This is a genomic window from Aureimonas frigidaquae, from assembly GCF_001463905.1.
Classification (GTDB): domain Bacteria; phylum Pseudomonadota; class Alphaproteobacteria; order Rhizobiales; family Rhizobiaceae; genus Aureimonas; species Aureimonas frigidaquae.
Genome location: NZ_BBWR01000018.1, coordinates 25730 through 52125, shown reverse-complemented (window position 1 = coordinate 52125; position 26396 = coordinate 25730). Strand labels below are relative to the sequence as shown.

Below are 26396 nucleotides of genomic sequence, written 5' to 3'. Positions count from 1 at the left end.
TCGTCAGAACATGGAGTCTTGCTTGTAGTACTGGTCCACATTCTCCTGCGTCACGGCGGCCGGATCCGTGAAGGTGAACTTGGTGAGGTTCTGTTCCTCGCCGTTCAGGGCCTTCACGCCGATATCCACCGCCATCTTGGCGAGCGCGGCCGGATCGTTCAGGCCGGTTGCACCATATTCGCCATTCTTGATGAGCTGGTAGGCTTCCTTCTGGCCGTCGGCCGCCGCCACGAGCAAAACGCCGTCCAGCCGGTTGGCGGCTTTCAGCGCTTCGCGCGCGCCGATCACCATGGAGTCGTTTTCACCCAGGACGACGTTGATGTCGGGATGGGCGGTCAGAAGATCTTCCATGGCGTTCAGGCCGCCTTCGGTGGCCCAGTTGCCCCAGCCCTGGCCGACGATCTGGACGTTGGCGCTGCCGTTGTTGGTCAGGAGCGCGTCCATGAGGCCGGTCAGGACGCCGAGGCGCCGAGCCTGGCCGACGACATTGCCCTGCGAGCCGGAGATCAGCGCGATCTTGAGTGGCGTGTTGCCCATCTTCTGGGCGAGCCAGGCGCCGACGAGCTTGCCGTTCGCCTCGTTGGAGGCCGACACGTTGGTGATGAAGTCGGCGGAGGGATCCAGCATGGAATCCATGGCGACCACATGCACGCCTTCGGCCGTCGCGGCGTTCACGGCCGGGACGAGGCCCAGCGAGTCACGCGGGTTGACGATCAGGACATTGACGCCCGAGGCGACCATGTCCTCGATATCGCCGATCTGCTTGACCATGTCGTTCTGGCCGTCGGCCGAGCGCACGGTGCAGCCGGCCGCTTCCGCCGCCTGGCGGGCGGCCACTTCCTGCGCGGCGAAATAGGGCGCGCCGAGCGTGTACATGGAAATGCCGACGGAGCAGGATTCCTGCGCCATAGCGGCAGACGTCATCATCGTGGCACCCGCAAGGGCGCCGACGAGGGCAGCAAGCTTCATGTCATCCTCCCAAGGTCAGTTCGGCGGGGCCGGCGGAAACCATCACTCCCGGTTGCCGCCACCTGCCGAACCCTGGAACAGGACGCTAGTCGCGCGACCGCAACCGGTCAACCGAAAACTTTCCAGAAATGTAGCAAAATTACGAGATAGGTTGATAAGCTGCTTGTTGCGTGCCAATGATTGGGCAAATCACGTATCAGAGTTACGTAAATTGGGAGGGTTTGATGGAGTTCGCTGAGCCTTGGCTGTGCGATATCGCGGTTGAACAGGGGCGTCTGGACAATGCCAACGGGCATTACCAGAAGCATTTCCGCGATCTAGCCGGCCTGTACAGGGATGCGGATGCCTTTGCCGCGATTCTCGATCGACGCGCGGACGAGGTGGCCTACGAGGTGACTTCCTATACGCCCGGGGCGAAGACGTCGGACCTCATCATGGGCGTGACGCGCATGGAGCCGGGCAAGGTCGGCGACGAGTATTTCCTGACGCGCGGCCATATCCACGCGCGTGGCGACCGTCCGGAAATCTACCATACACTGTCGGGCAAAGGGCTGATGCAGCTCGAAAGCCCGGACGGCACCAGCAAGATCATCGAAATGGCGCCGGGCCAGGTCTGCTACGTCCCGCCTTACTGGATCCACCGGTCGGTCAATGTGGGGCGCGAAGACCTCGTCATGTTCTTCGCCTATCCGGCGGATTCGGGCCAGGATTACGGAATCATCGAACGCTCGGGCGGCATGCGGTACCGCATCGTGGACGATGGGGCCGGCGGTTGGACCACGCAGGACAACCCCGACTGGCGCAACCGCACCAGGGCCGAAATCGACGCCATCCTGGCTCCGGAAGGCGTGGCGGCATGACGATCTATGAACCCGCTGAGCGTCCGACGCTCTACTTCATCGGCGTGACGACCGCCAAGAGCTCCATCATGAAGGTCTTTCCCGCCTGGGCGCGGGAACTCGGCCTCGGCGATGTCGAGATCAAGGGCATCGACTTTCCGCTGCATGCCGATCCGCAAGCCTATCGCGCGGCGGTCGCCTTCATTCGGGACGATCCCATGTCGGCCGGCGCGCTGGTGACGACGCACAAGATCGACCTCTTCAACGCCTGCCGCGACATGTTCGACGAGATCGATCCCTTCGCGCAATTGCTGAAGGAAACCTCCTGCATTTCCAAGCAAGGCGGCAAGCTCGTCTGCCATGCCAAGGACCCGATTTCGTCCGGGCTGGCGATAGACGGCTTCCTGGGCGAGGGTTACTTCGCCAGGACGGGCGCGGACCTCTACTCCATCGGCGCCGGCGGCTCGACCATCGCCCTGACCTGGCACCTCATGCGCCAGGAGCGCGGGGCGGACGTGCCGCACCGGATCGTCGTCTCGAACCGGTCCCGGCCGCGGCTCGACGAAATCGCGCATATCCATACGCAGATACCGACCGACGTTCCCCTGGACTATGTGCTCGCCCCGACGCCGGCGGACAACGATGCCGTTCTGGCAACGCTGCGGCCGGGCTCGCTCGTCATCAATGCGACGGGGCTCGGCAAGGATGCGCCGGGCTCGCCGTTCACCGATGCCGCCATTTTCCCGCAGGATGCCGTCGTCTGGGATCTGAACTACCGCGGCGATCTCATCTTCCTGGATCAGGCGCGCAGCCAGGCGGAGGCGCGGAACCTGACGATCGTGGATGGCTGGACCTATTTCATCCACGGCTGGACGCAGGTGATCGCCGAAGTCTTCCACATCCGCATCGGCACGGATGCGGGGACCATCGACCGCCTGACGCGCGTCGCGCTCGACACGGTGCGGGGTTGACGCAATGGCCCGTATCCTCGTCACGCCGCGTTCCCTGACGGCCGAGCCGCCGCAGGTTCTCGGCCGCCTCGAACATGCGGGGCATGAACTCGTCTTCTGCCGGCCCGGGCAGATGCCGAGCGAAGCCGAACTCATCGAGCTTATCGCAGAGATCGACGGATGGCTGGCCGGTGTGGAGCCGGTTTCGCCCGCCGTTGTGGCAGCGGCCGAAAGGCTGCGCATCATCAGCCGCAACGGATCGGGCATCGACAATCTGCCGCTCGGGCACCTGGAAGAGCGGGGCATCGCCGTTGCCAGGGCCATGGCGGCCAATGCGGCCGGCGTGGCCGAACTTGCCGTGGCGCTCGCCCTTGCGGCCTGCCGTCACCTGCCGCAGGTCGCGGCCGGCGTGCGGGCCGGCGAATGGCCCCGGCCCAAGGGGCGGGAAATCGACGGCGCGGTCGTCGGCATCGTCGGAATGGGGGCCATCGGGCGGCGTGTCGCGCGGACCATGCTCGCCATGGGCGCCACCGTCCTGGCGGTCGATCCGTTCCGCCCTGCGCTCGGCGCGCTGGCGGCGGATGTCGCCTTCGTGGAACTGGATGAACTCCTGCCCCGGGCCGATATCGTCAGCCTGCATTGTCCGATGCCGGCGGACGGCCGGCCCATGATCGACGGCGCGGCGCTGGCACGGATGAAGGGCGACGCCATCCTGATCAACACCGCGCGCGCCCAGCTCGTGGAAGAGGAAGCGCTGCTCCAGGCGCTCGACCGGGGCGCCCTTGCAACCTACGCGACGGATGTCTTTGCCGTCGAGCCGCCTTCGGCCGGCGGGCTTGCGGCACATCCGCGAGTCATCGCGACGAGCCACATCGGCGGGTTGACGGATGCGAGCGTCCACCGTGCCACCGAGGCCGCGGTGGACAATCTCCTGGCGCATCTGGCGGATGGCGCGGAACGGCGGGCGACGGCGTGACGCTGACCGTAAGCCCGCTGAAGGCACCGCTTGCGGCCTATCTTGCGCAGCCCCCGCAGGCCGCCATTCGCCTGTTCTGGCTCGGGCAGGCGGGTTTCGTCATCGAGGGCGGGGGCCGCCGGCTGGTGATCGATCCCTACCTGTCCGACAGCCTGGCGCAGAAATATGCCGGCACGCGCTACCCGCACAGTCGGATGATGCCGCCGCCCGTCGCGGCGGATGAGATCAGACATGTCGATGCCGTTCTGGCGACGCATGCCCATACGGACCATCTCGATCTGGGGACGCTGCCGCCATTGCTGGAGGCCAATCCGGACGCGGTGCTCGTCGTGCCGCGGGCGAGCCTTGCCGTGGCGGCCACCCGCTCCGGCATCGCGCCCGGCCGCCTGCACGGGATGGATGCGGGCGATGAACTGGCGCTGCCGGGCCTTCGCATCCGTGCGGTTCGCGCGGCGCATGAACGGATCGAGCGCGACGGCGATGGCAACCATCTCTTTCTCGGCCTTGCCATGCGGATCGGCGGTGCGACCATCCTTCACACGGGGGACACGATCCCCTTCGAGGGCCAGTCCGCCGAACTGGCGGCGCTCGGCGCCGATCTTGCCCTCATGCCCGTCAACGGGCGCGATGCCGAGCGCGCCGCCGGCGGCGTGCCCGGCAACCTGACGATGGAGGAAGCGATCCTTCTATGCCGGTCCGCCGGCATCGATGCGCTGATCGCCCATCATTTCGGCATGTTCGACTTCAATACGGTGCCGCGGGCTGCGGTGGAGGCTGCTGCCCGCGACAGCGCGCTTGCGCATGCAGTGGCGGCTGAGACCGGCCTTGTCTATGGTCTGGCACAGGATTGAAGCGGGCATAGGCAATGAGCAACCAGGCGGACACCATCATAACTGGGCGCAACGTCCTGGAGACGATGCGCATGATGCGGCCGGATCTGCGCAAGTCCGACCGCCGGGTCGCCGATGCGATTCTGGAAAACCCGCATCGTTTCCTGAATGCGACCGTGGCTGAGACGGCCGAGCTGGCCGAGGTCAGCCAGCCGACCGTCATCCGCTTCTGCTCGGCCATTGGCTGCGAAGGCTACAAGGACTTCAAGATCAGGCTTGCCCAGAGCCTTGCCCTCGGAACACCGGCAACCCAGTCGGCCATTGCCGAGGAGGACGGCCCGCAGGAAGTGGTCGCCAAGATCTTCGACTACACCATGACCTCCCTCGACTGGGCGCGTCACCACCTCGACATTACGCAGATGAACGCGGCGGTGGAGCTGATCCTGACGGCCCGCAGCGTGGAGATTTTCGGTTTCGGCGCCTCGGCCATCGTGGCGCAGGACCTGCAGCAAAAATTTCCGCTGCTCGGCGTGCCATGCCACGCCACGATGGATAGCCATCAACAATTGATGGCCGCGTCGATGCTGCGCCCGGGGGATGTCGCGGTGGCGATTTCCAACACCGGCGCGACCCTGTCCATCGTGGAACTGGCGCGCCTGGCGCGCGAACAGGGCGCCAAGGTGATCGCCATCACCGGCGCTTCGCACACGGCGCTTGCCAATTACTCCGACATCATCCTGAACGTCGAGACCCTCGACAATACGGATATCTACACGCCCACCACATCGCGCATCGCCGCGTTGGTGGTGGTGGACATCCTGTCGACGCTCGTCGCGCGGCGGCTCGGCCGCGTGGAAAGCCAAAGGCTGATCCGCATGAAGCGCTATTTGAGCCAGATGCGGAAGAACCAATGGTTCTGACGGCAACCCGTCCCATATGATGCGTCGTCGAAGAGGATGGGTCGGGGATGGGAATGGCGCCGCTTGGCAATGACGTCGAGGCGATGCTCGCCCAGTCCCCCTTCGACAGCCGATTCGTCCATGCCGGTTCCGGCTTTGCGGAGTTTGCGGAATGCGGGCTGGTGGCCTGTATCCCCGCCCGTGACGAGGAAAGCCGCGTCGCCGCCAGCATCGCCGCGCTCGACCGGGAGCTCGGGCAAAGTGACGGCCTTGTCCTTCTGACGAATGGCTGCCGCGACGATACGGCCGGCAACGCCCTGCGTGCTCTGGCAGGCTGGCGGCGGCCCGTCCTCCTGATCGACGGCGATTTTGAGCCGGGGACAGGATCTGCCCCGCGCGCGCGGCGCCTGGCCATGGACCTTGCCCATGCTCTGGCGCCGCAGGCCGCGCTTTTGTCGACGGATGCGGACACGTTGGTGCAACCCGGCTTGCGCAGTGCCTATGAAGGGCACTTGGCGGAGGGCTTCGACCTCATCTGCGGGGCCATCGGCTTCATTGAGGCCGAAGCCGCTTGCCTGCCGCCATCGGACCCGGACGCCGACCGCGTCGTGCGCGAGTATCGGGTGTCCAGCCGGGAAATCGCCGAACGTATCCTGCCCGATGCCGACAATCCCTGGCCGCATCACGGCAATATTGGCGGCGCGAACTTTGCCATCACGTCGCGGGCCTATGAGCGCATCGGCGGATTGCCGACGCCGGTCAGCGGGGAGGACAGGGCACTGCGCCGCCTCTGCGCCGCCATGGAAATGCGCATTCGCTACAGCGACGGGCCACAGGTTCTGACATCATGCCGGCTCGATGGGCGGGCACCCGGCGGCCTGTCGGACGAATTGAAGCGCAGCCGGGAAGAGGTGGACCCCCTCGTGGACGAACTCCTGGAGCCGCCCGCTGCCCTATTGACGCGCCTGCAGGCGCAGAAGGCCTTCCTTAGCGCTGCCGGCCGCTCGGAACGCCTGCGGCTCCTGGCCTTCCTGGATGTGCCGGGCGAGGGCATCGGCCGCCTTGCCGAAGCGGGGGACGGGCTCGCCTGGATGCAGGTGGAAGAGCTCAGTCCGCGCCTTGCGCGACGGCGCTTACGCCACTCCGATCTTGTGCGCCACCTGCCCGATCTTCTGCGCATCCGGGATCGTATGCGAGAAGATCCAGCCGATAGGCGGGATGATCCTGCCGCGTGACGGGCCGCAGCACCGCACCGAGCGAGGCCATGAGGAAATCGGCGGCGGCGATGCCGTCGAGCGGCGTGTCGGTCGGGCCGCGATAGCTGACGATCAGGATCTGCGCGTCGTCGGTCAGATGGTGCGGCAGCCGCGCGGCGAGCCGGCGCAGCTCGGCTTCCGACAGATAGTAGAGGATTTCCGGCAGGAGGATGAGGTCGAACCGACCTTGTGGCAGATCGTCCGGGAGCGATCCGACGATAAGGCTCAAACCGTCCGGCGCATCCCGTGCCGCCTGCGCGACCACGCCGGCGGAACGGTCCACGCCGATCGCCTCAACGGCCATGCCGGCGGCCAGAAGATCGCGTGACAAATGGGCTTCACCGCTGCCGAGCTCGAGGACGCGGCAGTAGCGCTCGCGCGCCAGCACCCTTGCCGATGCCGCCCGCTTTTCCAATTCGTAGTGCCGGTCACGGACTCCGAAGGGATCGGCGCCGTCCGCATAGAGCCGGTCGAAATGATCGGCCTTGGGACACTGTCCCGGCATGTCGAGCCACGCGATCCGCTCCAGCGGTCCATCATGTTGTTTCAAGAACCAATCGGGCAGGCGGAACGCACCCTCGCTATCGGGAACCACCAGGCCAAGCTGGCTGCGATGGCAGGCCAGCGCTCTGCGCTTGTCGTCCCGCGGCGTCGGCGTGCGGAAGGCGCTGAGTCCGGCATTGCGGAAGGGCGCATCCACCCCCAGGCGATAGGACCAGATCTCATAGAACAGGACTCTCAGTCCGGGCAGGCGCTCGCGCAGGCAAAGGACCATTTCGGCCGTTGCATGATGGTCGGGGTGCGGATCGTCCGGGTGCGGGGCCGCGACAGCCGTGGCCCCGAGGCGCAGGCAGAAGGCCTCGACCGCAGCGATGGCGTCGTCCCATCGCGAATCGTAGCGGCTTGCGCCATCCGGCAGGCCGAGGCGCAGCCATTGCGCGGCCGGTCCGGCAAGCTCCGCCACGGCCGCCTCCTGCTCCAAGGTGCGGATGGCCGCAAGCTCGGCCGGCGATATATGCGGTGACTGGCGATGCGAGCCTTCGCCGTCCGTGACCGCCACGATGCCGAGCGGGAGCCGACGGGCGGCGGCATCCCTGATAAGCGCCGAGCAACCGAGTGTCTCGTCGTCCGGGTGCGGCGACAGAACAACGAGCCCACCCGGCCCAGTTAGAAGGCCTGGCGCCGCACAGGGCGCGGCGTCCATCGCCCGCGTCCAGCCACCATAGGTGCCCTTCGTGCTCATGCCGCGTTGGCCGGCCTTTGCAGGGGCGTCGGCAGGCCGGGCTCGCTGCGGTCGGGGCGCTCAGCGCCCCGCCACAGCGTCTGCGTCAAATCCTCGAGCCAGGCGGCGGCGCGGGATGCCGCATCGGGCGCGTGGAGGCTTTGCAGAACCGATGGGTCGAGGGCCCGAGCCTGGCCTAAAAGGCTGCGCCATGCGTCGAAATCGCCCGGCCAGGCAGGGCAGGACGCCGCGGCGCCGATGCGCGTGAGCGCTTCCGCCTTGCGGTGCTGCTCACTGAAGTAGCGCCATTCGGGCATGACGACGAGCCGCCCGCCGGCGCGGGCCACTTCGTGGACCGTATTGTCGCCCGCCGAGGCGATGACGATATCGGCCGCGGCAAGGTAATCGGTGACGTTGGGGACCCAGCCGAGCTTTTGCAGATTGGCAAAATCGGTCTCGTGGCCTTCTTCCAGCGTGGGGCCGAGCACCAGCCATAGCGCGTCGGGCGCCGCGCGAGCGCCGACCGTCAGCGGCGCATAGGGCGTGCCGGCGCCGCCGCCGCCGGTCAGGACGACGATGGTTTCCCGGGACGGATCGAGCCCGAGGCGCCGCCGCGCCTCGGCCCGCTCGGCAACGGGCTCGCGCGTGGTGCACAGGCCGCCGCTATAGAATGTCTTGGCTCGCAGCTCGGGCGGATAATCCGCCTGTTCCAGCCGCTCGTCGAACGGGGCCAGCATGCCGACGCAGGCTTCGTAGGAGCCGATATGGCCGATATCCGACCGGTCCCCGTGCATGCGGATCTGGACGCAGGGCGTGCTGGCGATGCGCGAGAGGAGGGCGATTTCCGCCGACACGTCCACCACGAACAGGCCGACATCCCGCTCGTCCAGCGCGTCGACGATCAGGCGCATGGTCCGGCGCATCTCGGCCAGGCCGAGCGGCACGCAATGCATGACTTGCGGCGTCGGCTCGGCGAAGAGGCGCGGCGTGGGCACCGCCGCCCCGATCATGTTCGGCAGGCGGACGATGTCGACCGGCCGCTCGAACCCGTCGAAGAGTTCCGGGCCGGCCGTCAGGATGGTGACGGGCCTGTCCGGTGACATGCGTTCGATGAGCGCCATGGTGCGGTTGGCATGACCGCGCCCCTGATGGTGGACGAAGAAGGCGATCGGCTTGGTCACGGACATGCGTCTCCGCTTCAGGAATAGAGGATGTGATCGGGCTGCCGCGCGGCGGCGACCTCGTCCGCCGTCGGACGCCGCCGCACGCCGATCGCCTCGGCATCGAGGCTCCAGTCGATCAGCCCGGCCTGCGCGAACTGGCCCAGCCAGTAATCCATGCACCAGCGCCCATGCCGTTCCCGGTACAGGGCCGCGTTGCGCAGGATGTGGTCGAAGTGGTGCAGCGGCGGAATGTGGACGGGATGGTGCTGATGATAGGCCCGCGCGCCCGCCGTCCAGTAGACGGGCAGGCCGGCAGCGCCGACGCGGGCGGCGAAATCCGTTTCTTCGGCGCCATAGCCGGTGAAGGCCTCGTCCATGCCGCCGAGCGCCGCCCACTCGCTTGCGGCAAGCGCGAAGGACAGCCCCCACAATTCGCCGCTGTCTTCCTCTGCCCGAAGGCCGGTGGCGGGCATGTCCGGCTTGGCCGGGTGGCGCTGGCCCAGCCGGTCGAGGCGGCCATAGTCCAGCGCGTCACCGACGGCGCCGCCCGGCAGGTACAGGACCTCGCCTAGGAACAATCCCCGCGCAGCGGACGCTGCGTCGAGATAGGCTCCGGTCAGGCCGGGCGATGCGATGCAATCGACATCCAGGAAGATGAGGACCTCACCCGCTGCTGCGGCCGCCGCGGCATTGCGGGCCCGCGCCAGGGGCATGGGCTCGCCATCCACGATGATCTCGCGCACCGGGCAGCCCGGATCCGGCAGGTCGTGGACGGGGGCATCCTGCATATAGGCGATGATCAGTTCGAGCGGGCGGACCGTCTGTGCCTGCAGGCTGCGCATCAGATTGCGCAGATGGCCGTCGCGGCCACGCACGAGGGTCAGGACGCTGCCTTGCATGGCACTCCCGCGAGCATCTGGAAATGGGCGACACCTTCGATCACGCCCCGCGCATGCGTGTCGTGCGAGACGTAGGAGTGGCGGAGCGCGGGAAGATTGGGCAGATCGTCCGAATGGTTCGCCACGATGATGGATTGCGGAACGCTGCGCAGCATCTCCACATCGTTGCCGCTATCCCCGGCCACGATAACCGCTTCGATCGGGAGGCGGAGGAGCCGGCGGACGAAATCGACCGCCGATCCCTTGGATACTCCGGAGGGCAGCACGTCCAGATAGCGGCCATGGCTGTGTATCACGGAGGCCTCGATGCCGGCCTTCTGCAGTCGCACCCGTACCTGCGCCGCCGTGGCGGACCGCCCGTCCGAGAAATAGGACAGTTTGAACGGCCGTTGCTCCAACGGCGCCTGCGGGATGATGCCTTCGACATTGGACAGGCAAGCCATCGCCTTGTCCGGTTCCCAGCTCCGGGCGACGCGGCGCTGCCAGGCGCGGTCTGAATTGTAGGTCACCCCATTTGCGTCGAGGTGGTAGATCTCCGAACCGACCGAGGTGATGAGGAACTGCGGCCGTGGCATGTCTTCCCGCTCCAGGATCGCCATGGCGCTGTGGAAGGAGCGGCCGGTCGCCACGCCGAAGGACAGGCCCGACTGCGAGGGGCGCCAGTCCCGGAAAGCCCGGATACCTTCGCCGCAGCCGACCAGCGTGTTGTCGATATCGCAGACGAGAAGCTTGTTCGGGCGTGTCGGCTGTAGCGCTGCCGGCTGCCTCAGCCCGTTCAGAAGGCCTGTATAACGGCGCGCATGGCGGCCCCAGTCATAGGCGGCCGCTGCGGCGTCGCCAGCGCGCGACAGGCGGTTCCAGAGCCGTTCGTCGGCAATGATGCGCAGGGCCGCGCGGCCGATATCGTCGGGGTTGCGCGGATCGACCAGCACGCCGTTCCCGCATGTTTCGATAATGTCGTTCGGGCCGCCGCTGTCGGTGGCGACAAGGGGAAGGCTGGCAGCGGACGCTTCAAGGAGCGTCAGGCCGAAGGGCTCGTTCAGCGCCGGATTGACGAAGACCCCGCATCGGGCCCGTGCATAGGCGTAATAGCCCGGAACGTCCTGGGGGCAATGGTGCTTGGGATAGGCCACCTGGCCATAAAGGTCATAGCGATCGATCAGCCGCAGCATGTCTTCCATCACGCTCGACATCTCTCCGTCGAGCGTTTCGATATCGTCGCGCGTGCCGGCCACCAGAATCAGATTGGCCTTGTCCCGCAATGCGGCGTTGCGGCCATAGGCTTCGATGAGCGCGGTCAGGTTCTTGCGGCGCACGGGCCGGGCGATGGCCAGGATGCAGGGCTTATCCGGCTGGCGCAGGAAGCGCGCCAGCTCCGCCTCGATCCGGGCGGACGGCACGGCGTTCCGGAAGGCCGACAGATTGCTGCCGGGCGGCAGGACGCGGATTCGCCCCGGATCATACGCATCGTAGAGCGCATACTGCACCTCCGCCTCGTCCCGGGAGGACGCGATTAGAAGGCTTGCCTGCGACAGGGCGAGCTCTTCTGCGGCAATGCGCTGCGCCATGCCGGTCATGTCGCCGGTGCCGTCCAGCATGGCCTGCTTGACCCGCCCCAGCGAATGGGCGGTGAAGACAAAGGGAATGCCGAGCCGCCGGCGAACAATGGCCGCAACCTGCGCCGCATCGGCGTAATGCGCGTGGATGACGTCCGGCCGGGCACCGGCTTCGATATGGGCGATCAGGTTCTCGGCAAAACTCGCCACTTCCGTGTGGATATCCTCCTTCGGAAGATAGGCGGGGTTGGCCGAAGCGATCCGGATGATCTCCACGCCCGGGCGGCACGGCTCGACCGTTCGCGTATAGGCCTCTCCCATCCCGTCGAAGAGGCGGGTCGCGATCACGTGGCGATGGGTCGGGTGCAGCTCGGCGGCCGCTTCCACCAGATCGAGAAGGTAGCGGATGTGCCCGCCCGTATCGGCAGTCAGGCCGTACTGGACGTCGCATCCTTTGAGGCACCCTTGAAGTGCGACATGCAAGACGAACATACGTGCTCCCTCTACGCCAAACCAGGAGTGCGTATGCCGGCCACGCACAAGACCTCATTGCCAATCCGCGTTGCACAGGTTGCCCCAAGCATTTTCCCTGTACCGCCTGCCGACCATGGGGGAACGGAGCGGATCGTCCACGACCTCTCCGTCGCTCTGATGAGGGCAGGATTGGAAGTAACGCTGTTCGCCCCATCGGACAGTGCGGCAAAGGTGCCGCAGGTTGGAAAACTACCGAGTTTGCTTAGCTTGGAACGCAAATATTCAGATGTTCCACCGTCAACACCTTCCGTTCTGGAAGCAGTGCGCATGGAGGAACTAAGGCGGGAAATGGATCGCTTTGACATCATCCATTGTCATGGTGAATTTTTTCATGCGGCGCTGCTGGGGCCGAGGCGGCGCCACTCTGTCACAACCATCCACTGGCGCGTCGACCAGCTCGACCGGACGCTGTTCTTCGACGCGTTCCCCGATCTTCCCGTGGCCGCCATATCCAGGGCGCAATCGGATATGCTGCCGGCTGCCAACCGCGCGGGGATCGTTCACCACGGCATCGATGCCACGCGCTACGCGCCGGGCCGGGGCGATGGCGGTTATGTCGCCTTCATCGGCCGAATGACGGATCAGAAGCGGCCGGACCGGGCCATCCGCGTGGCACGGGCGGCCGGCCGAACCATCCGCCTTGCCGGAACGATCGACGTGGGCAATCCGCGCTATTTCGAGGAACAGGTGGCGCCCCTGCTCGGACCGGACGCAATCTACGAAGGGCCGCTCGGCGACGCCGCCAAACAGACGCTTCTGCAGCGAGCGGAGGCGCTTCTGTTTCCCATCGACTGGCCCGAACCCTTCGGCCTGGTCATGATCGAAAGCATGGCCTGCGGCACGCCCGTCATCGGCTGGAATGCCGGGTCCGTGCCCGAAGTGGTGCAAGACGGGGTGACGGGGTTCGTCGTCTCGAGCGAAGAGGAAGCCGTCCGCGCGCTCGGCCGTATCCCGGAACTCGACCGGCGTTCCATCCGGGCCGCCTTCGATGCGCGCTTCACCTCCGACCGTATGGCAGAGGCCTATATCGCCCTGTATCGCAAGCTTCTGGAGTCGTGATGCGCTGCTGTCTTCTGGCCTGGGACTATCCGCCGTCGCCCAGCGGGCTGTCCACCGCCGCCCGCGAAATCGCCGAAAGCCTGGTGGCTGAGGGCTGCGACATGACGGTCATCACCCTGGACCGCACGGGCGAAACGGTCGAGGGCGGGGTCCGCATCCTGGGCGCGGCGTTCGAGACCGGGGCCCTGGCGCGGTTGCGCAAGTGGGGCGGGGCAGGGCACCTTGCCGCGCCGCTGGCCTTCCGGCGCGCCGTCCTGGCGGCGCATCGCGCCCGCCCCTTCGCGGTGGTCGAGGCGACCAACTGGTATGCGCCGGCAGCCTTGCTGACGGGGCGCTCCGACCTGCCGCTCGTCACGCGCAATTCGACGCCCGCAGCTTATTCGCGCGTGGCGGCGAAGCGTTTGCGCGACCGGATCGACAATGCGAGCGCCGACCGGCTGGAGCGCCGCCAGGTGCTGGGCAGCGCCGGCCTCATCTCCAACACGCAGGATCACGGCGCGCGCATGGCGCAGCATTACGGCATCGACCCGGATGTGCCGCATGCGACGATCGGCCTGTCGCTGCCGCCTGAATTCCTGCAAGCCGCAGCGCAGGCGCCCTATCCGGGCACCGGCGACGTCCGGCTGTTGTTCGTCGGACGGGCCGAGGAGCGCAAAGGCTTCCCGGAGCTGATCGAGGCCATCGGAATCCTTGCGGAGGAGGCGGAGCGCGGCAGTCTTCCGAATTTCAGGCTCCGCTTGCTGGGCGTGCCGCCGGAGGATCTTCCAGAGGGTTTGGCGCCCGGTGCGGCCCGGCGGATCGAGGCGCTCGGCCGCCGCCCGCAGGAGGATCTGATGCGCGAATATGCGGCGGCCCATATCGTCGTGGCGCCCTCGCGCTATGAGAGTTTCGGCCTGGTCTACCAGGAGGCGCTGGCCTATGGCCGGGCCGTGGTGGCCAGCGCATCGGATGCGAGCGCCCGTGCCTTCGTCGGCGCCGGGGGCGTTCTGGCGTCGCAGACGAGCGCGCCCGCGCTGGTGGAGGTGCTGCGCCCACTCATCGCGGAGCCGGAACATCGCCTGGGCATGCGCAACCGCGCGCTCGCTGCGGCAAGCCGCTTCACGCGGGCCAGCCTCGGCCGGGAGACGCTCGATCTCTACCGGGCCGCCATCGCCCGCAGTCAGTCGCGATAGGGCAGGAGGAGCGCAGCCTCCTCCTCCAACCGGCCCTGGCCGGGCGCCATCCTGTCGTATCGGTGCGAGCGTTCGACGACGTGCCGTCGTGACAGGTGATGTTCGATCGCGCAGTTGAGGCTGATCATGCTCCTTTGCCACGGCCGGTCGGGGCGCTCGTGCACGCGGCCGGCAAAGCGCACGGCGCGGCGGTTCAACCGATACTGCGTGTCGGGAAAGACATCGGAGAGGACGCCGTCCACAAAGTTCCGCCTCGGCAATCCGATAGAGGCAATGTCCTGCGCGCTTGCATGGGCAGCCAGCGCTCGCAGGAACGGACCTGCTTCCGGGCGGAAGGTTTCATCTGCATCGAGCTGCAGGATCCAGTCGCTGACGGCCAGATCCTGCAGCGCGTTGCGCTGATCGCCGAAATGGCCGTCGAGCGGGCGGTAGACGATGCGCACGCCCTTCGGCATGGGGGCCGGCACGCGGGCAGTGCCATCGCACAAAAGCACGATTTCGCGCGCCCAGGCCAGATGAACCGCGGCTCCGGCCAGGATGGCGTCGACCGCGTCCGGGCGGCACAGATAGCCAAGGCTGATATCGGCTGTCGCTGCCCCGCCCCCGTGAATGAGTGCGCCACAGCCTGGATGCTCGGAATGGGGGAAGGCAAGGGCCTTTGCCTGGCTGTCGCCCAGCGGCTCGAAGAGCTGCTGGAACAGCGTCGATGCCATGCGCAGCGTGTAGGCATCCATGCCAAAACCGCAGCCCAAGGCAGCATCGACACGGCCGGCGGCGGACCAGCGGGCCAGGGCGCCGGCAAGGCCGTGGCAGCGCTCCGGATCGATGAGCAGCCCGCACGCGGCGCAGGCTGCAGGGTAGGTGATCGGCCGGCCGTCGCGATGGCGCAAGACCCGGCGCGTGGGCTCGATATTCCTGGATTGGCAGAGCGGGCAGCGTTGCAGCACCGGGTCATGGCCTTTCGAGATGGCGGCGCCCGATCGGGGCGGCCGCAACGAAGTGCGAGCTATCGCGTTGGCACCACAGTTCAACGGAGTCCTTCATGTTCGACCTGCCCCATGCGTCATCCGGCTCCATTTCCATCGTCGGTAACGGCCGAGTGCGGCCCGAACAGGGGCCGATGATCGATGCGGCAGACTGCGTCATCCGGTTCAACAACGCGCCGGCCTTCGGGCGCGCAGCAGGCCGGCGTGTCACGCATCTGGCGCTCGTCAACCGGGGTGGGCAGCCGGCGGAATGGGCGCGCGAAGCCGGTTTCGGCGAACGGGACGTCGTCCGATCGGCACGGACGATCCTCTTTCCCTTTCCCGAACTGGCCGACCGCGCGGACGAGCTGTGCTGGACCCGCAGCCTCAAGCGCAAGCTGCCTCGGCACAGCTTTCACATGCTGGATACGGCGCTGCACGAAGAGGCCGAAGCCGCGCTGCGTGTCCACGGCGCGGCAACGCCGACCATTCCGAGCACCGGGCTCCTGGTGACGCTGGCCGCGCTCAACCAGGCGCCGGACCGCTCGCACGGGCCGATCCGGTTGTTCGGCTTCGGCTTTGCCGGGTGGAGCGGACATTCCTGGTCGGCGGAGCGGGACCTTCTGCGCCAGCGCGAGCGCCAGGGGGACGTGGCGATCATGCCCTCGTAATCAGCACTGTTTCCGCCGTGCGGAGATGGTACTCATGTCACGGACGGGATGATCCGTGGGGAGAGGCGGCGCGATGGCGGGAACGACGGGCAGCGAAAAGAAACGCTCCGCTACGCAATCCTCCCGTCCGGTACGCCCCCCGGCACCCACCCGCAAGGACGTCATCGCCCATCTGATCGACCAGCGGGACAGCTATTCCCGCTCCAACCGCAGGATTGCCGATGCCATCCTGTCGGAACCGCGCCGTTTCGTGGAAACGCCGGTCGAGGCGCTGGTGACGTGGATCGGCGTATCGGCGCCGACCATCACGCGTTTTGCGCGCGGCATCGGCTGTGACGGCCTGAAAGATCTGAAGCTGCGCATCATGGGCTCGATGCGGGTCGGCATCCGCTACCTCGAACCGCAGACGCAGCCGGTGGGCGTTGCCGAAATTGCCGACAGGGTCGTCACGCGCGCACATGCGGCGATCGACCAGATGTTCCGCACGGCCGACCTTGTCGGCGCGCAGGAAGCGATCCGCCTGATCGCTTCCTGCTCGACACTCTATGCCTTCGGCAGCGGCGGGGTTTCCTCCTGGATGATCGAGGAGGCGCAGAACCGCTTCTTCCGCCTCGGCATCCGCGTCATCCCCTGCGCCGACCACCAGATGCAGCTCATGCTGGCATCGGCCATCGACAGGGGCGACATCGTCCTGTGCTGCTCGCTCACCGGCGACAACGAGGAACTCGCCCGCGCCGTCACCGTGGCGCGGGAATATGGCGCCCTGACCATCGGCATCGCACCCTCCGACAGCCTGCTGCACGGAGCGGTGGATGTTGCCGTACGGCTGGACATGCCGGCGGATGAGGACATTCTCAGCCCTGCGACGATCCGCTACGCGCATCTGATCGCCATCGACATCATCGCCTATGGCGTGGCGATCGAGCGCAAGGAAGGCGGGCGCGAGAAGCTGCGCCGCGTCCGCCAGCAACTGGCCAACCGCCGCAACACGCCCAACACCCAACCGCTCTGCGATTGAGGGCATTCTGCTGATTTTTTAATTTCCTGATCAAAATTTGCACGATTACACCGCAATGCAGCGGTGCGACTGCGAAAAATGATCGGAAAATGAAAATAGCTGTAGACAGGTTCCAGAATTCCCGCTTAGCTTCCCCTCATAGCAAGACATTCCACCGGCACGCTTGAACAGGTGCCGCGACTGACCGGACTGCGCGGCAACGCCACGCGTCGACGCGCTCGCTCATCTTCTTAAAGACATGGGGGACTGGCATGACGACATTGCTGGATCGGTACCTGCTGTCCAGGCGACAGGTTCTGCGCGGAACGGCAGGCCTTGCCGCGGCGGGGATGATGGGGCGCCGCGCGTTCGCGGCGCCATCGACACCGCTGACCTTCGTCGGCTGGCAGTATCAGCCGCAGATCGTGGAAGAGAACGTGCGCACGTTCATGTCGCTCTACGACGAGAACGTGAATTACGAGCTCGTCACGGGTGACTACCATCCCATTGCGGAAACGAAGCTGACCGGCGGCCAGCATATCGACATGCTCTATTCCGAGGAAAACTACATTGCCCGCTGGCACACGGCCGAGTGGATCCGCGATCTGAGCGGCCTGCCGGGGATCGAGGAGATCCAGGCCGGCATGTTTCCGGTGAGCGTGGAAAGCCTGTCGCTCCCCAATGGCGGCCCCCTTTGCGGCATGCCCTATTACGCCGGGTACAATACGTTCCTGTATAACGAGGAACACCTGGCGAAGGCGGGTGCAGAGGTGCCGCAGACCTGGGATGCGGTCCTCGACGTCTGCCGCAAGCTGAAGGCCGACGGCATTTCCGACGCGCCTTTCCACGGCATGTGGCAGCAGCAATGGCCGAACATGTCCTGGTACATGTTCTCGGCCTGGTATTCGGAAGGCGCGAAAGTCTTCGACGAACAGGGCAATTTCGTCGACGAGCCGGCCTTGCGCAAGATCCTGGAGGTCAACCAGACCTTCTACCGCGAAGGCCTGGTGACGGCCGACATCATGACGCTGCCGGGCGAGGGCGTGCCGAGCTACGCGTCGGGCCGGCACACATTCATGGTCGTCCATGATTACAACCAGAAAGTCGCCAACGATCCCGCCGTCTCGAAGATCGCGGGCAAGGCGCGCAATGCGCTGATGCCGGGCGCAACGCAATCCACCATGGCCTGGACGGCGGCCTATCTGATGGGCGCGAACCCGGTGGACGAGGCGCGCGTCTGGAACCTGCTCCAGTTCTTCGGCGGCAAGGCCAAGGACGGCCAGTACTATGTCAGCAAGCGCTGGGCGCTCGAGTTCGGCTTAGGGTCGGCCTACAAGGAACTGATGGCCGACCCCGAAGTGGTGGCGAGCTTCTCCAAGTGGAAGGACCTCGACGTCGCGTCGAAGCAGCTGTCCAATGCCACGTCCCGCGCCATCGGCAAGACGATCTGGTTCCCGGAATGGGACATGTACATGATGCAGCAGGTGCAGGAATATATCCGCTCCGGCAGCTCCACGGATGCGCTCGTCGCCTCCCTGGCCGCCAAGGCCGAAGAGCTCAAGGTCCAGTACGGCTAGGCCGGTCGACACGCCGGAGCGGCCGTTCGGCCGCCCCGGCGCGCTCCCCAGACTTTTCGATACGCGCAAGGACGCCGCCATGACGATCCCCATGCAGTCCGTTTCCGCGTCGGTGGCACCCAAGGGGCGCCGCCGGAAGAAGCGGTCCGTGCCAGCCTTCGCCTATCTTGCCGTGGCGCCGACCCTCATCCTGATGGTGCTGATCGTCGGCCTGCCCTTGCTCTACAGCCTGTATCTGTCCTTCAACAGCACCAATCCCATCACCAAGCGCTGGGTCTTCGTGGGCCTTGCAAACTATCAGAAGGTCTTCAACGATGCGGCCTTCTGGGCATCGCTCGGGCGCACGCTTTACTTCTCCAGCCTCGCCGTGATCGGCACGACCGTCCTCGGCACGCTGATGGCCCTGGTCCTGAACCAGCCCTTCTTCGGGCGCGGGGTTCTGCGCAGCGTCGTGCTGGTGCCCTGGGCCATGGCGCCCGTCTCGGTCGGCGTGCTCTGGTCTTTCGTCTATGCGGGCAATTTCGGCCTGTTGAACGGGCTTCTCCACGATCTTGGCCTCGGCTCCCTCGCACGGCCCTGGTTCGGCGACGGCTTCCGCGCCCTGAACCTCGTCACGCTGACGCAGGTGTGGAACCAGGCGCCGCTCACCACGCTCATGCTCCTGTCGGCGCTGCAGTCCATGCCCGCCAACCTGCACCGGGCAGCCCTTCTGGACGGGGCAGGGTCCGTGCGTCGCTTCTTTGCCATCACGTTGCCCTGGCTCAAGCCGACGCTCGTCTTTTCCATGGTCATCGCCACCATCAACGCGCTGATGACCTTCGACATCATCCTGATCATGACCCGCGGCGGGCCTGGCGCGGCAACGACGACCCTGTCGTGGCACGGCTACATGCAGTCCTTCCAGTTTCTGAAGTTCGGGGAGGGCGCGGCGATCCTCTATGTCCTCACCTTCCTCAGCCTCGCCTTCGCCATACTGTACTTCGTCGTCCTGCGTCCGCGCCGCGTGACAGCCGCCCGCAACGACGCCGACACGCCCACGGTCGAACGCGTTGTCGGCGGTGCGCGCCCCCGCATGGAGACGCTGCCCACGCCGCGCCGCCGGACTGTTCTGGCGCCGGCCGCCGCGCGGCATTTGGGATCGGCCGGCTTCCGGCTGGCCGTCGGGGCGATCTTCGTCTGGTCGCTCCTGCCGGTGCTGGCGCTTCTTCTGATCAGCCTGTCGCCGGCGACGGACCTGATCCGCACGCCGCCCTCCGTCTGGCCCTCCAGCCTGACGCTCGACAATTACCGTGCGGTGCTTCTGCCGGATGGCGGAACGACGAGCGTCCAGGCGGCGCGCGTGCCCGTGTCGATCCTGAACAGCCTGCTCATCGGCGTCAGCGTGGCGTTGATCAACGTGGCGCTCGGCACTTTGGCCGGATACGCCTTTGCGCGGCATGCCTCCAAGCGCTTCTTTGCGGTCAGCCTCTGGGCGCTGCTTTTGACGCGCATGGTGCCGGCGCTGACGCTCGTCCTGCCCTTCTTCGTCCTGTTCCGCACGCTCGGCCTGATCGACACGCATCTCGGCCTCATCATCGCCTATTCGACGATCCTCATGCCGCTGGCTGCCTGGATGATGAAGTCGACCTTCGAGAACGTTCCCGAAAGCCTGGAGCGCGCGGCGCTGATCGACGGGTGCAGCCGGTTCGCCATGTTCCGCAAGATCCTCGTGCCCGTGGTGCGGCCGGGCATCATCGCGGCGCTGATCTTCTCCTTCCTGGTGTCGTGGAACGAGTTCCTCTTCGCCATGATCCTGACGTCGACGCCGCGCACGCAGACCATCCCGGTCGTCATCGCCGGCTTCCTGAACCAGGCGCGCTTCTACGAATACGGGCCGCTCTTCGCCGCCAGCGTCCTGGCGATCCTGCCGCCCGTCACGGTGGCCTTCTTCTTCCAACGTTTCCTGGTGCAGGGCGCTCTGTCCGGCGCGGTCAAAGGCTGAAAGGAGCACTCTCCATGGCGTCCATCACCATATCGGGCCTCAACAAGCGCTACGGCAAGACGCATGTCCTGAAGGATCTGGACCTGTCGATCCGCGATGGCGAGTTCATCTCCTTCCTGGGGCCGTCGGGCTGCGGTAAGTCCACCCTCCTGTTCTGCATCGCAGGCTTGGAAACGACGCAGGAAGGCTCGATCCGCTTCGACGGGCAGGAGATTTCCGAACTCGGCCCGCGCGAGCGCAACATCGCGCTGGTCTTCCAGGATTATGCGCTGTACCCGCACATGACCGTGCGGGAGAACATCGCCTTTCCGCTGCGCCAGCAAAAGGCCGATACGGCGACGATCGAGCGTCAGGTCGCCTGGGCGGCGGACGTTCTGGGCATCGAGACGCTCCTGGACCGTCAGCCGGCGGCCTTGTCCGGTGGCCAGCGCCAGCGTGTGGCTGTCGGCCGCGCCATCGTGCGCAACCCGGCAGCGCTTTTGATGGACGAGCCGCTGTCGAACCTCGACGCGTCGCTGCGCGTGCGCATGCGCACCGAAATTCGCCGGCTGCAACGTGAGCTCGGCATCACCGTCATCTTCGTCACGCACGACCAGGAAGAGGCGATGGTCCTGTCCGACCGCATCGCCGTCATGCGCGACGGGGTCCTGCAGCAGTTCGCCCCGCCGATGGAGGTCTATTCACGGCCTGCCAATCAGTTCGTCGCCGGCTTCATCGGCAGCCCGCAGATGAACTTCCTGCCGGCGCACATTTTGGGCGGCCCGGCGGACGAGATCGTGGGCGTGCGCCCGCATGATCTGAAGCCCGTCCGCCGCCCGGGCGGCGGGCTGACGATGACGGGAGAGCTCATCCTGGTGGAGCCGGCGGGCCCCTTCCAGTTCCTGGACATCCTGATCGATGGGCAGGTGACCCGCGCGACATGCAGCGACGCCTCGGGCCTGACCACCGGGCAGACCATCAGCGTGGCCGCCGAGCCGGACGCCATCCGGTATTTTTCCGTCACGGATGGCCGGCGCCTGGAAAAGAACTACACACAGAATGAAAGTCTGATCCATGCAGTATGATCTGGTGCTCCGCAACGGACGCGTCGTCGACCCGTCCCAGAATATCGATCGCGTGGCCGATGTGGCCTTTGCCGGCGGCGTCGTGGCCGCTATCGGCGATGGCCTGTCCGGTTCGAAGAGCCGCGATTGCAGCGGGCTGATCGTCACGCCCGGCCTGATCGACCTGCACACCCATGTCTATTGGGGCGGCACCTCGCTCGGCGTCGATCCCGATGCCTTTGCCCGCGACAGCGCCGTGGCGACCTGCGTCGATACGGGAAGTTCCGGGCCGGGCAACTTCCCGGGCTTCCGGCGGCATGTGATCGAGCGCAGCGAATGCCGCATCCTCGTCTATCTGCATGTGTCCTTTGCGGGCATATACGGCTTTGCCAAGAACATCATGCTCGGCGAAGGCCACGACATGCGCCTACTGGCCGCCCGCGAGGCGGTGGAGGTGATCGAGGCCAACCGTGACGTCATCATTGGCGTCAAGGTGCGGATCGGCCGCCACGCATCCGGCCCCGCCGGCATCCAGCCGCTTGACGTGGCGCTGCAGGTCGCCGACGAGACGGGGCTGCCTTTGATGGCCCATATCGACGAGCCCCCGCCTTCCTACGAGGAGGTCGTGTCGCGGCTGCGCAAGGGCGATGTCCTGACCCATTGCTACCGGCCCTTCCCGAATGCGCCCGTCGACGGCAGGGGAAAGGTCAAGCCGGCCATCCGGGAGGCTCGCGAGCGGGGCGTCATCTTCGACATCGGCCATGGCATGGGCTCATTCTCCTGGCGCACGGCGCGCGCCATGATGGCGGAAGGTTTCCTTCCCGATACGATCTCGTCGGATGTGCACTCGCTGTGCATCACCGGGCCTGCCTACGACCAGGTCACCACATTGTCCAAATTCCTGGCGCTCGGCATGCCGCTGAACGATGTCATCGCGGCATCGACATGCGCGCCGGCGGCGGCCGTGCAGCGCCCCGAACTCGGCACGTTCCGGGTCGGCAGCGTGGGGGATGCCAGCATCCTGGAGATGCGGCAGGGCCGCTTCCCGCTGGAGGACGTGCGCGGTGAAACCGTGGTGGCCGGCGAACGCCTCTTTGCCGCAGGGCTGGTCATCGCCGGCCGGGAGATCGCGCCGCAGGGCCAGAAGCTCGCCACAGCGGCCGAATGAAAGGACCATACGGGATGGACGGTATCGATACGTTGCGCCGCGTGCCGGCAAACCACATTGGCGGGGAATGGCTGGCTCACGCCGACACCATGCCTGCCATCAACCCCGCGACGGGCGAGGAGATCGCCCGCCTGCCGCGCTCGGATGCAAGGACGGTGGATGCGGCCGTTGCCGCCGCCGTGGCGGCGGGCGCATCCTGGCGCAAGGTTCCCGTCTTCGAGCGGGCGCGCATCTGCATGGCCATCGCCGCCTTGATCGACACGCGGCGCGAAGCCATCGCCCGTGTTCTGTCGGCCGAGCAGGGCAAGGTCCTGGCCGAGGCGATGGGAGAGGTCGGCAAGGCCGCGGACGGGTTCCGACTTGCCGCCGAACTCGTCAAGCAGATGGGCGGCGAGACGCTTCCGGCCGAGGATCCGACCAAGCTCGTCCTGACCCTGCGGGAGCCGAGGGGCGTCTATGGCGTCATCACGCCGTGGAATTTTCCCGTCAATATTCCGGTCGAGTATCTGGCGCCCGGCATCGCCACGGGCAACGCCATCGTCTGGGTGCCGGCGCCGTCCACCTCGCTCGTGGCCTGCGAACTCATGGACGCCATCGCGGAAGGCGGCCTGCCGGCCGGGGTGATCAACCTCGTCATCGGTGAGGGCGCGGTTGCGGGAGATGCGGTCGTCACCCACCCGGACGTAGCGGCGATCGGTTTTACCGGCAGTGCGGCGACGGGCCGGCGGATTGCCGAGCGGGCGGCGGGCAAGCCGCTTCTTCTGGAACTCGGCGGCAACGGCCCCGTGGTCGTGTTCGAGGATGCGGACCTTGACGCCGCGGCCGCGGCGGCGGCCGGCGGCGCCTTCTTCAATGCCGGCCAGGTCTGCGCGGCGACGGGCCGGGTCCTCGCGCATCGCTCCATCGTGGAGCCCTTGTGCGACAGGCTGGTGGAGCATGCGCGCCGCCACGTGCTCGGCGATCCCTTCCACCAGGGCACGACGATGGGCCCGCTCAACAATGCCAAGGTGGCGGCCAAGGTGCGTGAGCATGTGGACGACGCCGTGGCAAAGGGAGCGGGCGTCCTTCATGGCGGGCGCACGCGGGAGGATCTGGGCAGCGCGCTCTACTTCGAGCCGACCATCATCCGCGATGTGACGCCGGACATGAAAATCAACCGCGAGGAAACCTTCGGGCCTGTCGTTCCGGTCCTTGCCTTCGACGACGACGCAGAGGCGCTGCAGCTGGCGCTGGACAGCGAGTACGGGCTGTCTGTCGGGGTCTTCACCACCGATATCGTGCGCGGCGTGGAAATGGCCCGGGCGATCCCGGCCGGCATCGTCAACGTCAATGCGGGCAGCACCTGGTGGGAAATTCACCTTCCCTTCGGCGGCGGCTCGGGAACGCGCAGCGGCATCGGCCGGCTCGGCGGGCGGCACACGCTCGAGGCGATGACGGAGCTGAAGATGATCACCGTGACGATGAGTGGGGGAATGCGCCCATGAGCATGGCGGAACCGATGTCGGACCGGCGCAACGCGCCCCTGTCGCCACCCGAGCGCGCGCGCATGATGCGCGCTTTGGTGGACGAGCTCATACCGGGCGATGCGCAATGGCCCTCGGCGTCCGAGGCCGGCGTGCACGGTCTGCTGGCGCTGCGCGTCCTGGCCGACTGGGACGATGCGGCCGTCGACACGCTGGACCGGCTGGTCGGCTGGAGTGCGGGCGCGTTGTCGAGCCCGGACGCGGCACGCCGCGAAGCTGCCGTGGCATCCTTTGAGGCGGCTTCGCCCAAGCTGTTCGATCACCTGCGCACGGCGACGGTGCTGGCCTATTACGAAACGCCCTTCGTGATCGCAGCCATCCAGGCCAGCGGCCGGCCCTATTCGGCCCGGCCGCACCTGACCGGCTACCCGATGGCGCCCTTCGACTTCAACCGCGACACGCCGCGCCACGGGCGCGGCCATTACCTGACGACCGACGAGGTGACACGCGTGGACACCACGCAGCTCGACCTCGACGCGGCCGTAACGCAACGCTGGGGGCTGCAGAGATGAACGAAACGCGCACATGTGACGTGCTGATCATCGGGGCGGGCGCCACCGGCTCCCTGGCGGCAATGGTGCTGGCCGAAGGCGGGCTCGACGTGGTCTGCCTGGAACAGGGCTCCTGGGTCGAGGCACAGGACCATCCGCACCATCATGCGGACTGGACCTGGCAGCGCAAGACCAACTGGAGTCCGGATGTGAACAAGCGTCACCATCCCGATGATTTTCCAGTGGATTCGGACTCGTCCCAGATTCTCATGTGGAATGCGGTGGGCGGCTCGACCAATATCTATGGGGCGATCTGGCCGCGCTACCGCCCGTCGGATTTCCGCAAGGGAACCGAGCATGGGATGCAGCCGGACTGGCCCATCGCCTATGAGGATATCGCCCCCTATTACGAGGCGGCGGACAAGATCGTCGGCGTGTCGGGCCTGGCCGGGGACCCGGCCATGCCGCCCCGCGCGCAGTGCCCGACGCGGCCCATGCCCTTTTCCAGTGTCGCCCGCCGCCTGTCCGATGGCTTCGACAGCCTGGACTGGCACTGGTGGCCAGTCGAAGCCGGCGCCGTCTCGCAGGATTATGACGGCCGGCCGGCCTGCAACAATTGCGGGATCTGCAATGGCTGCCCGCGCGGCTCGATGAGCAAGTACTCCATGTCCGTCTGGCCGAAGGCGCTGGCCGCAGGCTGCGAGCTGCGCACCCATGCCCGCGTGCTCAAGATCGAGAAGGGCCCGGATGGACGCGCCACGGGCGCCCTGTATATCGACAGGAACACGGGCCGGACGGTGTTCCAGAAAGCGCGCATCGTCATCGTCGCGGCCAATGGCATCGGCACGCCCCGGCTGCTCCTGGCATCGGACAATCTTGCCAATGGCAATGATCAGGTCGGCCGGTACCTCCTGCACCATACGCTCGTCGCCTGCGAGATGTTCGTGGACGAGCCGGTGGACGGGCAGATCGGCTATGTCGCCTCGCTCATCTCGCGCCAGTTTGCCGAAACGGACGTATCCCGGGGTTTCGTCAACGGCTTCAATTTCAACTGCATCACCTCCACCGCCTCGGCCGGCGAGCTTGCCGCCGGCTGGTTCAGCAAGGCGCGCGCGCCCTGGGGCAAAGGGCATCACGACTGGTTCCAGCGCCATTTCGGGCATTCGATCGGCGTCTTCGCCATTGGCGACGATCTGCCGAACCCGGACAACCGTGTGACCCTGTCGGACCATCTGACGGATTCGGACGGCGTCCCGGCCGCCGTCACGCATTACGCCCCGGGCGAGAACGACCGCCGGATGATGAACTACATGCTCGACCGGCTGGAAGAGCTGGCCAAGGCCTGCGGCGCCTTCGAATACAGCCTGCAGGATTACCGCGACGAGAACGGGGTCTACCGCACGCCGGCCTGGCACATGATCGGCACCTGCCGCATGGGGTCCGACCCGCAGACATCCGTCGTCAACAAGTGGAACCAGAGCTGGGAGGTGCCGAACCTCTTCATCGTCGATGGCAGCGTCCTGGCGACGGGCGGCGTGGTCAACCCGACGCCCACCATTTCGGCGCTGGCGCTTCGGGCGGCCGTCCATATCCGCGACAATTTTCAGAGCCTGTCCACGACGACGCGTTCGTCGCTGGCGGCGTAAGGTCCGCGCG

At 66.6% G+C, this 26396-nt stretch carries 22 protein-coding genes; 16 read left to right on the top strand and 6 right to left on the bottom strand.

Going from position 1 to position 26396, the window contains the following annotated elements; genetic code table 11:
* Positions 1–3: 3 nt before the first annotated feature.
* A complete protein-coding gene (locus AUL30_RS17335) occupies positions 4–969 on the bottom strand; it encodes a substrate-binding domain-containing protein (RefSeq protein WP_062229166.1) in 966 nt (321 codons plus the stop codon).
* A gap of 221 nt (positions 970–1190) precedes the next feature.
* Between AUL30_RS17335 and AUL30_RS17330 the strand changes: the two genes are divergently transcribed.
* The 5 genes from AUL30_RS17330 to AUL30_RS17310 are packed head-to-tail and all read left to right on the top strand — an operon-like array spanning position 1191 to position 5484.
* Positions 1191–1829 (top strand): glucose-6-phosphate isomerase, encoded by a 639-nt coding sequence (locus AUL30_RS17330; protein ID WP_062229165.1) that lies wholly within the window; start codon positions 1191–1193, stop codon positions 1827–1829.
* On the top strand, positions 1826–2779 hold the full coding sequence (locus AUL30_RS17325; RefSeq protein ID WP_062229164.1) for a shikimate dehydrogenase family protein: 954 nt from the start codon (positions 1826–1828) through the stop codon (positions 2777–2779). The genes AUL30_RS17330 and AUL30_RS17325 overlap by 4 nt, the downstream gene beginning before the upstream one ends.
* Before the next feature lie 4 nt (positions 2780–2783).
* Positions 2784–3734 carry an NAD(P)-dependent oxidoreductase gene (locus AUL30_RS17320; RefSeq protein WP_062229163.1) on the top strand — a complete coding sequence of 317 codons (951 nt, stop codon included), beginning with the start codon at positions 2784–2786 and terminating at the stop codon, positions 3732–3734.
* The gene (locus AUL30_RS17315; RefSeq protein WP_062229162.1) at positions 3731–4585 is read left to right on the top strand and encodes an MBL fold metallo-hydrolase; all 855 of its coding nucleotides are present in this window, start codon (positions 3731–3733) and stop codon (positions 4583–4585) included. The genes AUL30_RS17320 and AUL30_RS17315 overlap by 4 nt, the downstream gene beginning before the upstream one ends.
* 14 nt (positions 4586–4599) lie before the next feature.
* Positions 4600–5484 (top strand): MurR/RpiR family transcriptional regulator, encoded by an 885-nt coding sequence (locus AUL30_RS17310; protein ID WP_062229161.1) that lies wholly within the window; start codon positions 4600–4602, stop codon positions 5482–5484.
* A gap of 1086 nt (positions 5485–6570) precedes the next feature.
* On the opposite strand, the gene AUL30_RS19560 is transcribed toward AUL30_RS17310, so the two are convergent.
* The 4 genes from AUL30_RS19560 to AUL30_RS17280 are packed head-to-tail and all read right to left on the bottom strand — an operon-like array spanning position 6571 to position 12051.
* The gene (locus tag AUL30_RS19560) at positions 6571–7962 is read right to left on the bottom strand and encodes a bifunctional PIG-L family deacetylase/class I SAM-dependent methyltransferase (RefSeq protein WP_083508034.1); all 1392 of its coding nucleotides are present in this window, start codon (positions 7960–7962) and stop codon (positions 6571–6573) included.
* Entirely contained in the window at positions 7959–9122 is a 1164-nt protein-coding gene (locus AUL30_RS17290; protein ID WP_062229322.1) for a glycosyltransferase, read from the bottom strand. Before AUL30_RS17290 ends, AUL30_RS19560 begins: the two co-directional genes overlap by 4 nt.
* Positions 9123–9139: 17 nt before the next feature.
* Positions 9140–10003 (bottom strand): glycosyltransferase family 2 protein, encoded by an 864-nt coding sequence (locus AUL30_RS17285; RefSeq protein ID WP_062229157.1) that lies wholly within the window; start codon positions 10001–10003, stop codon positions 9140–9142.
* A complete protein-coding gene (locus AUL30_RS17280) occupies positions 9985–12051 on the bottom strand; it encodes an HAD-IIB family hydrolase (RefSeq protein WP_062229156.1) in 2067 nt (688 codons plus the stop codon). The genes AUL30_RS17285 and AUL30_RS17280 overlap by 19 nt, the downstream gene beginning before the upstream one ends.
* On the opposite strand from AUL30_RS17280, the gene AUL30_RS17275 reads away from it, so the two are divergent.
* Together AUL30_RS17275 and AUL30_RS17270 are read left to right on the top strand one after the other, a co-directional pair.
* Entirely contained in the window at positions 12037–13152 is a 1116-nt protein-coding gene (locus tag AUL30_RS17275) for a glycosyltransferase family 4 protein (RefSeq protein ID WP_083508033.1), read from the top strand. The genes AUL30_RS17280 and AUL30_RS17275 overlap by 15 nt on opposite strands.
* Positions 13152–14324: a glycosyltransferase family 4 protein gene (locus AUL30_RS17270; protein WP_062229154.1), complete on the top strand. Its 1173-nt coding sequence runs from the start codon at positions 13152–13154 to the stop codon at positions 14322–14324. The genes AUL30_RS17275 and AUL30_RS17270 overlap by 1 nt, the downstream gene beginning before the upstream one ends.
* Here AUL30_RS17270 and AUL30_RS17265 read toward each other — a convergent pair.
* Positions 14312–15271, bottom strand: coding sequence for a glycosyltransferase family protein (locus tag AUL30_RS17265; protein ID WP_244490882.1), 960 nt, complete (start codon positions 15269–15271; stop codon positions 14312–14314). The genes AUL30_RS17270 and AUL30_RS17265 overlap by 13 nt on opposite strands.
* Positions 15272–15366: 95 nt before the next feature.
* Between AUL30_RS17265 and AUL30_RS17260 the strand changes: the two genes are divergently transcribed.
* The 9 genes from AUL30_RS17260 (at position 15367) to AUL30_RS17220 (ending at position 26386) form a co-directional block, all read left to right on the top strand.
* Positions 15367–15960 (top strand): glycosyltransferase family 29 protein, encoded by a 594-nt coding sequence (locus tag AUL30_RS17260; protein ID WP_062229153.1) that lies wholly within the window; start codon positions 15367–15369, stop codon positions 15958–15960.
* A 73-nt stretch (positions 15961–16033) separates the two neighbouring features.
* The gene (locus AUL30_RS17255) at positions 16034–16978 is read left to right on the top strand and encodes a MurR/RpiR family transcriptional regulator (protein ID WP_062229152.1); all 945 of its coding nucleotides are present in this window, start codon (positions 16034–16036) and stop codon (positions 16976–16978) included.
* 251 nt (positions 16979–17229) lie between these two features.
* Entirely contained in the window at positions 17230–18534 is a 1305-nt protein-coding gene (locus AUL30_RS17250) for an ABC transporter substrate-binding protein (protein ID WP_062229151.1), read from the top strand.
* A gap of 79 nt (positions 18535–18613) precedes the next feature.
* On the top strand, positions 18614–20515 hold the full coding sequence (locus AUL30_RS17245; protein ID WP_062229150.1) for an ABC transporter permease: 1902 nt from the start codon (positions 18614–18616) through the stop codon (positions 20513–20515).
* A 14-nt stretch (positions 20516–20529) separates the two neighbouring features.
* Positions 20530–21579 (top strand): ABC transporter ATP-binding protein, encoded by a 1050-nt coding sequence (locus tag AUL30_RS17240; protein WP_062229149.1) that lies wholly within the window; start codon positions 20530–20532, stop codon positions 21577–21579.
* Positions 21569–22726: an amidohydrolase/deacetylase family metallohydrolase gene (locus AUL30_RS17235; protein WP_062229148.1), complete on the top strand. Its 1158-nt coding sequence runs from the start codon at positions 21569–21571 to the stop codon at positions 22724–22726. Before AUL30_RS17240 ends, AUL30_RS17235 begins: the two co-directional genes overlap by 11 nt.
* A 14-nt stretch (positions 22727–22740) precedes the next feature.
* Positions 22741–24210: an aldehyde dehydrogenase family protein gene (locus AUL30_RS17230; protein WP_062229147.1), complete on the top strand. Its 1470-nt coding sequence runs from the start codon at positions 22741–22743 to the stop codon at positions 24208–24210.
* Positions 24207–24761: a gluconate 2-dehydrogenase subunit 3 family protein gene (locus AUL30_RS17225; RefSeq protein WP_062229146.1), complete on the top strand. Its 555-nt coding sequence runs from the start codon at positions 24207–24209 to the stop codon at positions 24759–24761. Before AUL30_RS17230 ends, AUL30_RS17225 begins: the two co-directional genes overlap by 4 nt.
* Positions 24758–26386, top strand: a complete 1629-nt coding sequence (locus AUL30_RS17220; RefSeq protein WP_062229145.1) for a GMC family oxidoreductase — start codon at positions 24758–24760, stop codon at positions 26384–26386. Before AUL30_RS17225 ends, AUL30_RS17220 begins: the two co-directional genes overlap by 4 nt.
* The last annotated feature ends 10 nt before the right edge of the window (positions 26387–26396 follow it).

Bases quoted from the DNA above. Each gene is read 5' to 3' on its own strand.
- AUL30_RS17250 (WP_062229151.1), top strand. From the start codon at position 17,230: ATGACGACATTGCTGGATCGGTACCTGCTGTCCAGGCGACAGGTTCTG.
- AUL30_RS17225 (WP_062229146.1), top strand. From the start codon at position 24,207: ATGAGCATGGCGGAACCGATGTCGGACCGGCGCAACGCGCCCCTGTCG.
- AUL30_RS17280 (WP_062229156.1), bottom strand. From the start codon at position 12,051: ATGTTCGTCTTGCATGTCGCACTTCAAGGGTGCCTCAAAGGATGCGAC.
- AUL30_RS17310 (WP_062229161.1), top strand. From the start codon at position 4,600: ATGAGCAACCAGGCGGACACCATCATAACTGGGCGCAACGTCCTGGAG.
- AUL30_RS17245 (WP_062229150.1), top strand. From the start codon at position 18,614: ATGACGATCCCCATGCAGTCCGTTTCCGCGTCGGTGGCACCCAAGGGG.
- AUL30_RS17220 (WP_062229145.1), top strand. From the start codon at position 24,758: ATGAACGAAACGCGCACATGTGACGTGCTGATCATCGGGGCGGGCGCC.
- AUL30_RS17230 (WP_062229147.1), top strand. From the start codon at position 22,741: ATGGACGGTATCGATACGTTGCGCCGCGTGCCGGCAAACCACATTGGC.
- AUL30_RS17235 (WP_062229148.1), top strand. From the start codon at position 21,569: ATGCAGTATGATCTGGTGCTCCGCAACGGACGCGTCGTCGACCCGTCC.
- AUL30_RS17335 (WP_062229166.1), bottom strand. From the start codon at position 969: ATGAAGCTTGCTGCCCTCGTCGGCGCCCTTGCGGGTGCCACGATGATG.
- AUL30_RS17325 (WP_062229164.1), top strand. From the start codon at position 1,826: ATGACGATCTATGAACCCGCTGAGCGTCCGACGCTCTACTTCATCGGC.
- AUL30_RS17255 (WP_062229152.1), top strand. From the start codon at position 16,034: ATGGCGGGAACGACGGGCAGCGAAAAGAAACGCTCCGCTACGCAATCC.
- AUL30_RS17275 (WP_083508033.1), top strand. From the start codon at position 12,037: ATGCAAGACGAACATACGTGCTCCCTCTACGCCAAACCAGGAGTGCGT.
- AUL30_RS17320 (WP_062229163.1), top strand. From the start codon at position 2,784: ATGGCCCGTATCCTCGTCACGCCGCGTTCCCTGACGGCCGAGCCGCCG.
- AUL30_RS17260 (WP_062229153.1), top strand. From the start codon at position 15,367: ATGTTCGACCTGCCCCATGCGTCATCCGGCTCCATTTCCATCGTCGGT.
- AUL30_RS19560 (WP_083508034.1), bottom strand. From the start codon at position 7,962: ATGAGCACGAAGGGCACCTATGGTGGCTGGACGCGGGCGATGGACGCC.
- AUL30_RS17240 (WP_062229149.1), top strand. From the start codon at position 20,530: ATGGCGTCCATCACCATATCGGGCCTCAACAAGCGCTACGGCAAGACG.
- AUL30_RS17270 (WP_062229154.1), top strand. From the start codon at position 13,152: ATGCGCTGCTGTCTTCTGGCCTGGGACTATCCGCCGTCGCCCAGCGGG.
- AUL30_RS17285 (WP_062229157.1), bottom strand. From the start codon at position 10,003: ATGCAAGGCAGCGTCCTGACCCTCGTGCGTGGCCGCGACGGCCATCTG.